General features: G+C 47.3%; 8 protein-coding genes and 1 tRNA gene. 3 read left to right on the top strand and 6 right to left on the bottom strand.

The window, feature by feature from the left end; translation table 11 throughout:
• Positions 1-48: 48 nt before the first annotated feature.
• The 3 genes from ACFO8Q_RS18450 to ACFO8Q_RS18440 all read right to left on the bottom strand — a co-directional run bounded on the left by ACFO8Q_RS18450 (position 49) and on the right by ACFO8Q_RS18440 (position 1,110).
• Complete coding sequence (locus tag ACFO8Q_RS18450; RefSeq protein ID WP_380027733.1) at positions 49-477, bottom strand: site-specific integrase; 429 nt, start codon at positions 475-477, stop codon at positions 49-51.
• A gap of 245 nt (positions 478-722) precedes the next feature.
• Positions 723-819, bottom strand: a tRNA-Sec gene (locus tag ACFO8Q_RS18445).
• A 159-nt stretch (positions 820-978) separates the two neighbouring features.
• On the bottom strand, positions 979-1,110 hold the full coding sequence (locus ACFO8Q_RS18440; protein WP_380027731.1) for a hypothetical protein: 132 nt from the start codon (positions 1,108-1,110) through the stop codon (positions 979-981).
• 214 nt (positions 1,111-1,324) lie between these two features.
• Here ACFO8Q_RS18440 and phnD point away from each other — a divergent pair, with 214 nt between their 5' ends.
• Genes phnD through ACFO8Q_RS18425 form a run of 3 tightly spaced genes read left to right on the top strand, consistent with a single transcriptional unit; the run spans position 1,325 to position 3,461 of the window.
• Entirely contained in the window at positions 1,325-2,236 is a 912-nt protein-coding gene (gene phnD / locus ACFO8Q_RS18435) for a phosphate/phosphite/phosphonate ABC transporter substrate-binding protein (protein ID WP_380027729.1), read from the top strand.
• 36 nt (positions 2,237-2,272) lie between these two features.
• Positions 2,273-3,013 (top strand): phosphonate ABC transporter, permease protein PhnE, encoded by a 741-nt coding sequence (phnE, locus tag ACFO8Q_RS18430; protein WP_380027727.1) that lies wholly within the window; start codon positions 2,273-2,275, stop codon positions 3,011-3,013.
• Between the two features lie 31 nt (positions 3,014-3,044).
• The gene (locus ACFO8Q_RS18425; RefSeq protein ID WP_380027725.1) at positions 3,045-3,461 is read left to right on the top strand and encodes a DUF2203 domain-containing protein; all 417 of its coding nucleotides are present in this window, start codon (positions 3,045-3,047) and stop codon (positions 3,459-3,461) included.
• A 43-nt stretch (positions 3,462-3,504) separates the two neighbouring features.
• Here ACFO8Q_RS18425 and asnB read toward each other — a convergent pair whose 3' ends face one another.
• From asnB to ACFO8Q_RS18410, 3 genes are all read right to left on the bottom strand, one after another.
• Positions 3,505-5,349 (bottom strand): asparagine synthase (glutamine-hydrolyzing), encoded by a 1,845-nt coding sequence (gene asnB, locus ACFO8Q_RS18420; protein WP_380027722.1) that lies wholly within the window; start codon positions 5,347-5,349, stop codon positions 3,505-3,507.
• 120 nt (positions 5,350-5,469) lie between these two features.
• Entirely contained in the window at positions 5,470-7,245 is a 1,776-nt protein-coding gene (locus ACFO8Q_RS18415) for a methyl-accepting chemotaxis protein (protein WP_380027720.1), read from the bottom strand.
• A 153-nt stretch (positions 7,246-7,398) separates the two neighbouring features.
• Positions 7,399-9,111: a methyl-accepting chemotaxis protein gene (locus ACFO8Q_RS18410; RefSeq protein WP_380027718.1), complete on the bottom strand. Its 1,713-nt coding sequence runs from the start codon at positions 9,109-9,111 to the stop codon at positions 7,399-7,401.
• Positions 9,112-9,154: the final 43 nt, after the last annotated feature.

Here is a 9,154-nt window from a genome sequence, read left to right as displayed (position 1 = left end):
AAGGATTTCAGTTATCCACAGCACCCCTTGGGGTGCCTACTTTTAGGCCTATACTGTCGAACCCGGGTGAATATTTTGGGCGGGGTTTTCCTGACAAAATCCTTCAGCAGTTAGCCAACGGAACAAAGTTTTTAATGTCCGTAGTCTTACATTGACTGTTACCGGTGACAATCCGGTTCCGTACATTCTTGCAGTGGAGTCTTGTTCCTCGTTATCGTCATCCATCAACATAAAATCCAGATAATCGCGAATCGTGTCCGTAGTGACTTGATCGACATAATTGATATCAGGATGTTCTGACTTAAGCCACCGCGTCAAATATACAAAGTGTCGCTCGTGATCCTCAATGGTTCGGGGTTTTAATTGTTCAAGCCGTTTGGCTCGGAGAAACAGTTGAAAAGCCTCCTCCAGTGACCACCTTACTTGAACTTTGTTATCGGATGATTGTGCTTGGGAACGCCATTTTGGACGCGCCATGTTTTTCTATCTCCTTTCTTGCCCTCCCTCCAAATCACTTCGACCGATTAAATATGCAAGATATATGAATGAATATAAAGAATAAGACTCACTCGGTCTTTCGCTGACCGACCCACGCGGTCTTGTCCTGCTCACCCCCTCGATCTCGCCAGTTTTTTTCGTCATTCTTCATCACCTGAAATTTCCAGAAATAGCAAAATGGTTTTCGCTCATTTGGCGAAAACCCTTGCTACAATAAGGATTTTTGGCGGAGGCGTGTGGGAATCGAACCCACCTCAGACATCCCATGCCTGACACTCGATTTTGAAGACCGGGAGGGACACCAGTACCCCATCCGCCTCCGTATTGTCCACATGATCTAAAAGTCGAATGCACATTCCAATATACCAAATCGGATCAGCTAAGACAAGACGAAGTTCTTGGAAGTTTCGTGGTCGTGAGGGACTGTGTTGCAGCTGCGGTGTTGCACCACGACCATTGCTTTCCAATCGTTCTTCTTTCTTATTCCTCCGCAGACAGCCTCTTCGGAACAATGGAATCTCCTGCATCGGTTCGCAGACTGCGGTAGAGAACCACAATTCCGGCAGCAATCACCCCTGAACAGAAAAGCAATGCGATCGTTTCAGGACTCATACTGTTTCCTCCGCTTCAAATAGTTTTACTCTATAGACGTATGGAAACGGAAAAGGTTTCGTCGGTAGGGAAGGAAAGTATACGGAATCCAAAGATTTCCTATTGTATAACTACTACGAAAATGCTTGCAAACCAGAAGTAATAGACTGTATAATTTTTTCGTATGCGAATTCCGTACGTTACTGTAGAAAAGTTATACAAAGGGATGATGTCGATGAAACGCAATCGGATTTTATTTCTTGTCTTCACATTGATTTTGTCGTTGGCGCTGGCTGCTTGTGGCGGTGCTGCGAAGCCTAAGGATGGGGGAACCGCAACTCAGCCGGCAGATAATAAAAAAGAATTTCTGGTTGGCGTAATTCCTGCGGAAGCGAAGTTTGCCGGGACTTCGAAGGAAAAGCTGCAGCAGTATCTTTCCGAAAAAATCGGCCAGAAAGTAGTGGTCCAGGACTATCCGGATTACAACGGCGTCGTGGAGGCACTTAATGCCGGTAAAATTCAATTGGCTTACCTTGGACCTTTGACCTATGTAATCGCTCATCATCAGAGCGGTGCGAAGCCGGTTGTCGCCAAAACAGCGGGAGGAAAGCCGTTTTACTATTCCTACATTATCGTTCCTGCCGATTCGCAGCTAAATTCTATAGATGATCTTGTGAAAAATGCAAAGGACATCAAGTTTGCATTTGGTGATGCAAACTCCACGTCCGGTTCTCTTGTACCTGGTGCCGAGTTGAGAAAGCAAGGTCTCTTCACCGACAAGTCGAACCACAAATTTAAAGAATTGCACTACACCGGTTCCCATGATATAACCGCTAAATCGGTAGGAAGCAAGAAAGTCGATGCAGGCGCGATCGATTCGGCTTACTTTGATAAGTTGATCGCAAAAGGTGAAATTAAGAAAGAGGATTACAAAATCATCTGGAAATCTTCCGAACTGTACCAATATCCGTTTGCAGTCAATAAAGATGTGAGCGACGATATGGTGAAGAAGCTGCAGGATGCGTTTGTAAATCTGAAAGATAAAGAAGTGCTTGACGCATTTGCGGCGGACGGATTTGTTGTAACCAAAGACAATGACTACGCGGCAATTCGTAAAGTTGCGGAATCTGAAGGACGTCTGAAATAAGCGGCGGTGATTACGTTGTTGCCAAGAGGGTTTTATGTGCGGCGAGTTTCTATATTCGCCGCACTTCTTCTCGTTATTGGATGGAGTACGGCAGGTGTCAAATTAAACCTGACCGATTTTTTGGATTTTAAGAAGACGCTGGATCTCATCGGGAGGTTTTTTCCTCCTGAGTGGAGTCTGCTGCAGGAAGCGATTAAACAGTCTGTTATTACTCTGCAGATTGCCATTACCGGAACTTTCTATGCACTTCTGGTTGCATTCCCGCTAAGCTTTCTATTGGCTCGTAATACGGGGAAACCGGGATTTTCGAACATTCTCCGTGGAGTTTTGGGATTTATCCGCTCGGTTCCGGAGATTGTATGGGGGCTATTGTTTGTTCCCACTTTGGGACTGGGTCCGATAGCCGGAGTGATCGCAATTTTTATCCATAACGTCGGGGTTTTGGGTAAACTCATCTCGGAGCTTGTGGAATCGTCCGATCCGGAAACACAGGAAGCAGTCATTGCGGCGGGCGGAAACAAAGTCCATGCGATTGGCTTTGCCATCATTCCGGAAATTCTTCCTAACGTGTTGTCTCAATATTTCTATCGCCTTGAAGTAGGAGTTCGCACCTCGCTTATATTGGGATTCATCGGGGCTGGCGGGATTGGCAACATGTTGTTTATCGATTTTAAAGTATTTGAGTATCCGTCCGTATTTGTCGAGATTCTTGCGATCATGGGACTGGTCTTGCTAATTGATTCGGTTGGGGCATGGGTTCGCAAGAAGGTGATGTAGTGGTATGATATGGGGAAAAGGGGGGCTGCTGATGAAACGCTATTTCACCGTAGAGGAAGCGAACCGGCAACTGCCGATCATTGAACCTCTTCTCATTTCATTACAGAATATCAAGCAAGAAATCGCCACGAAGAACGGTGAACTGAAGGCTTCCAAAGCCGCTCTCGGTCAGGCAGCCGCACCGGACGCGTTTTTCACGGAAGAAGCGGAGATCGAATTTTTGCTGATGCAGGCCCACAATCTGATTGCAAAAGTTCATGAACTCGGTGCCGAAATCAAGAATGTTGATCTGGGATTAATTGATTTTTATACTCTTGTGGATGGGGAAGAAGCGTATCTGTGCTGGAAGCTTGGAGAGCCGCATCAGATCCTTTACTGGCATGGTCTGGACGAAGGGTTTATTGGGCGCAAGACGATTTCGCTTTTGGACGACCCCAGTGAATTTTGAACACAAAAAAGACCATGCCCGAAATGGGGATGGTCTTTTTTCATTATACGATTTTGACTTTGTACTCCCGTAACCATGTGTCGACCTGAGCCAGATAAGCATACATTTGGGGTACACTCATCAGTTGTCCGTACCAGGGCAGGTGGGTGGTATCCGCATCTGCATTAAGCAGCGTCCGCACCGCTTCGATATCGATCAATTCCAGTAATGGGGAAGACGGATCGTTTACAATGCCGGTCAACCACTCGCGGACCGCTTTTGTATAAGCCGGGTTATGGGTCTTGGGATAAGGGCTTTTCTTCCGGTAGAGGACATCTTCCGGCAGGATGCCTTTCATTGCCCGGCGAAGGATTCCTTTTTCCCTGTCATCACATGTTTTCATTGTCCAGGGGATGTTCCAGACGTATTCAACAAGTCTGTGATCGCAATAAGGAACGCGGCCCTCGAGGCTTGCTGCCATCGTCATGCGGTCTTTGCGATCGAGCAGTTGCGCCATAAACCAATAGAAATTCAAATAAAACATTTCCCGTCTGCGGGCTTCAAACGAATTCTCTCCCGGAAGCCGGGGGACTTCCGCCAGAGTTTCCTCGTAACGGCGGGCAACATACGCTTCCGGTTGAATCAGGTCAACAAGTTCGGGTTTCAGCAGTTTCGCCCGTTCTAGAGTCTTGCGCAGCCATGGGAAGGTATTCGCATCCATATCTTCTTTCCTATGGAACCAAGGGTATCCGCCAAAAAGTTCGTCGGCGCATTCTCCCGATAACACTACAGTCGTCTCTTTCTTAATCTCCCGAGCAAACAGATAGAGTGACGAATCTACGTCCACCTGACCAGGAAGATCGCGGGCAAAAACCGCTGTCTTTAAAGCTTCCACCAATTCCGGAGTATCCACATAAATTGCGTGGTGATCGGTATCACAATACTCCGAAACCCGCTTGATCCAGGGAGCATCCGAATTCGGTTGAAATTCGTGCGCCTTAAAGTGCACGTCGTTGTCTACATAGTCAATGCTGTAGGTGGCCAGTTTCCCGCGGCCTTCCCGTTTAAACGCGTTGGCGGCAACTGCTGTGATGACGCTTGAATCAAGTCCTCCCGACAGCAAGGTCCCGATTGGGACATCCGACACGAGCTGCCGTTCGATCGAATCGAGCAGAAGCTCCCGCAAATGGGCGACCGTTGTATCCAGATCCTCTTCATGCGGATGGCTTTCCAGTTTCCAATACTGACGAATCCGGTGTCCGTTTCGATCATACAGCATGCAGTAACCGGGACGCAGTTCCCGGATGTCTTTAAACACCCCGTGCCCAGGTGTACGGGAGGGGCCCAGCGCAAAAATTTCTCCCAACCCCTCGGCATCCACAGCCGCTTCCACAGCCGGGTGGGCAAGCAGCGCTTTCAGCTCCGAACCGAACAAGAAAGAACTGTCTCGTTCCGTGTAAAAAAGGGGCTTAACCCCCAACCGGTCACGTGCGAGGAACAAAGTTTGATCCGGTTCACTCCAAATTGCAAATGCAAAAATTCCGTTCAGCTTCTCTATGCAGCTCGCTCCCCACTCCATGTAGGAAGTAAGCAGGACTTCAGTGTCCGAATGCGAACGGAACGAATAGCCTCTCGCCAACAATTCGCGTCTCAAGTCTTCTGTGTTGTACAGTTCCCCATTATAAACCAGGGTATAGGAATGGTCTCCCCGATAACGGGTCATAGGCTGGGCGCCGCCTACCGGGTCGACAACGCTTAACCGCCGGTGTCCGAGTGCCGCTCGCGGTGAGATCCAGGAGCCTGTTGCGTCCGGACCGCGGAATTTCAATGTTTCGGTCATCACCTCGAGAATGTCCGCTTGTTTTGTCAGATCCCGGTTCCAATCGATCCATCCGGTTATCCCGCACATGGTAACATTCACCTCTTTTCCAAGGACTAAAAAAGCTCCACGATCATGACCCGTTTAAGTCATGTCATGGAGCATACTATGCCGTTGGATGGGCAAATGTCACGGATCCAACAGTCGAGTCTACTGGAATCGAAACTTTCTTACGACCGCAGAGAGTTCTCCCGCCATGCTGTTTAAAGCAGAGGCCGAATTCGAGATTTCCTCGATCGATGCCAATTGTTCCTCGGTTGCGGCAGACACGTTTTGTGTTCCTGCTGCGGTTGACTGAGACTCTTCTTCCACTTTCGCAATAGCTTCCATCATCTTTCGGGTTTCGGCCGTCATTTGAACAACGGCGGCGGAAACTTCTTTGATTTGCAGAACGACTTCCTGAATCGCTTTTTGGATCTCTTCAAACGCTTCCCCGGCGGCATACACAACTTGAATACCCGCGGCTACTTCTTGCGTCCCTGATTCTACCGTTTCTACGACTTTGTTCGTTTCATCTTGGATGGCGGTAATGAGCTGAGCGATTTGTTTTGCCGATTGGGATGACTGCTCAGCCAATTTCCGTACCTCGTCTGCCACAACCGCAAACCCGCGGCCGTGCTCTCCTGCTCTTGCCGCTTCAATCGCAGCGTTTAACGCCAACAAGTTGGTTTGGGAGGCAATGCTGGAGATGGTTTCGACGATTTGACCGATTTGCTGGGATCGATCTCCCAATTCCTTAACCGCTCGCGACAACCCGTTCACTGTGGTGTCGATTAAGTTCATCTGCTGAACAGCCAAGCGGACAGCGCGGTTTCCGGCCAACGCCTTATCCGATGCTTCCGTTACCGTATTGGCAACATTTTGTGCGTTTTCGGATATTTGATTCATGCTGTTCGACATGATCTGGACCGTTTTGACCGTATCTTCAATGCTTTGCACCTGTCTGTCAGTTCCGGCTGCCACTTGCTGGACGGTTAACGCAATGTGTGTGGTTGCCACACAGGTACTTTCGGCACCTTCCGTCAGCTTTTTAACCGAGTCGCTAACCTGATCAACGCTGGCGCTTACTTGCCGAATCAGGCCGCTCAGGTTTCGTTTCATGTCATTGAACGTCTTCGCCAGATCCCCTATTTCATCGTTACTTTTCACAACAATGTCCTCCGCAGTCAAATTTCCTGCCGCGATCTGACCTGCGGTATCCGCCATGGTGACCATCGGTTTGACAATCATCCTGGAGATTATAAAACCGATCGCGACAGCGATAATAAAGGTGACTATACTAAGCGACAGTACGGTGGTGATTGTGGCGGTCACCATCGATTTATTCGCCAGGTTTCCTTCATTCATTAATTTCTGTTGATTCCCGGCAATCTCTTCCGCTTTCAAAGACATATAAAGAGCCAGGGGCATTGCTTCGTCTTGCCCCTGCTTCAAGGCCTGGGATCGATCAATTGCCATGAAATCGATGATTTCTTTTGATATTGTTTGAAACTTTTGATTCAATTCTTCCATCGTCTTTAAAGATTTCTTATCTTTCTCATCCTGGACCAGTTCGGATGATTGTTTAATCAATCGGGATAAAGTTTCGTTTGCGTTTTGCATGTTTTGCATCGCGTTATAGTCGCGTGTGATCAGATAAGAAAGCAGATTATTGCTTTGCAATGCCGCATTCACTTGTATATCTTTTGAATAGGTCAAAATCTTGACTCTCCGATCGATCAGATCGGTGTAAGCATTATCGATTTTCTTAATGTTATAAAATGAGATCGAGCTTGTGATTGCCAGAATCACGGCGACGATTAAAAACCCGCCGGTTAGTTTTTTCGAGAGTGAGAGTCTTTCCAAGAATTCGATATTGCCCCTTTTTGCCAATTTAATGATGACATTTTGAATGAGTCCCATTATTTTTTCGGATCCAAATTTCACCCAAATCCCCCTCGATCCTATGTAATCCATTTCTATCCGAATATTTTCGTCAATATTCGAATAAATTCCTACATTTATTAAAATTAAAAATTAAAAAAGTCAGCTTCCGTGAGAACGGGGCTGACTTTTCCAGTATGAAAAGTTATGTGTCAACTAAATTTTGAATTTCCCGACTGCCATTTGTAATTCTTCTGCCATCTTCGAAAGGGAGGAGGCAGAGGCGGCGATTTCCTCCATCGAGGCCGTTTGCTCCTCTATGGCTGCGGAGACGGTTTGTGTGCCGGAGGCAGCCGTTTCCGCAATCCCTGCGATCTGATCGATTGAGTTTACAACTTGTTGGGTTCCGGCAGACACCTGTTGTGAAGCAGCGGACACTTCCTGGATTTGAGTCGTGACATCGTCCACAGACTGCTTAATGAGAGCAAATGATTCACCTGCAGCGTTGACCATATTTATACCGGCAGCCACCTCTTCTAAGCCTGATTCCATAGAGTGCACGGCTTTGATTGTTTCTTCTTGAATCCCGCTAATCAACTGAGCGATCTGTTGAGCGGATACTGCCGATTGTTCCGCCAGTTTTCTTACTTCATCGGCTACCACCGCGAACCCGCGCCCTTGTTCACCGGCTCTTGCGGCTTCAATTGCTGCATTTAATGCCAACAAATTGGTCTGTTCTGCAATGGCGGTAATCACTTCCACAATTTGTCCGATTTCTTGCGAACGTGCTCCCAATCCTTTTACGGATGTGGACAATTCATTTACAGTTTTGTTTATAGAATTCATCTGTTTTACCGTTGTTTGGATTGCGCGGTTGCCGTTCAAAGCAACTTCTGCAGCGCGAATTGCTGCGTGTGACACATGTTGAGCAGTGGATGCAATCTGACCAACACCGGACGACATCTCGGCAACTTCCTTTGAAATTTCTTCAACGCTGCGAACCTGTATTTCGGAACCGGCTGCCACTTCCTGAATGGAAGAGGCAATCTGTTCGGTGGCTTTACTGGTTTGCTCGGAAGTCGCGGACAATTCCTCGGATGATGCGGCTACCAATTCCGCTGTTTGCTTTACTTGTCGGATGAGACTGCACAAATTTTCGACCATTCCATCTACGGCTGAAGCCAATTGCCCAACCTCATCTTGAGAATGATTCGGAAGTCTTTCAACTCGGAGATCACCTTCAGAGACACGATTAGCGATGTCTACGACTTTCACCAAAGGTGTTGCAATCATGCGGGAGAACAGCAACCCTAAAGCAATCGCCATTACTCCTGCGAAGATGATGATGCTGATTAGAATTCTCGTGGCGAAAGCCGCGTTGATATCGCTTTCCGCCTTCTTTTCGTCTGCACGCTTGGCTTGATAATCCGCCAATTCTTTTAAATGTTCATTTACCTTGTCCAATGAGCCGACAGAAGACACATATAATTGGTAAGCTTCCTTGGGCTTGCCGTCGGCTGCCAATTGAATAAACCGGGTGCGATATTCCCGATATGTAGCGAGTTCCTTTTTCAGATAGGTGAGCTTGTCGTTCTCAAAACTGTCGATGTTGGTTTTTTCAAAATCGGCCAACAATTTATTGAACTCTTCCACCCTGTCGTTTAATTGTTTTGTCAATTGCTGTTGTCTACTCTTATCCTCGGTGAGCATGATTTGCAGCACAATTGCCTCGTTTGCACGGGAATGAGCACGTGCTGCACTCAGCCATTTAATCGGGAGCAGGTTGTTCTCATAGATTGATCGGATTTCTTCGTTCGCCTTAGTAAGATAATAATATCCAGTGAACCCTACACCTCCCATAAAGATCACCATACTCACAACCAGACTGAGAAGTTTCGTTCTTGTACTTAAATTCCTTATCCATTGCATCAAACATATCCCCTTTATGTTTTGCGTAGTTTTCACACTTGGT

Source organism: Effusibacillus consociatus, assembly GCF_042652925.1.
Classification (GTDB): domain Bacteria; phylum Bacillota; class Bacilli; order Tumebacillales; family Effusibacillaceae; genus Effusibacillus; species Effusibacillus consociatus.
Note: the sequence above shows the minus strand (reverse complement) of the source record. Positions and strands in the feature narration are given on the sequence as shown.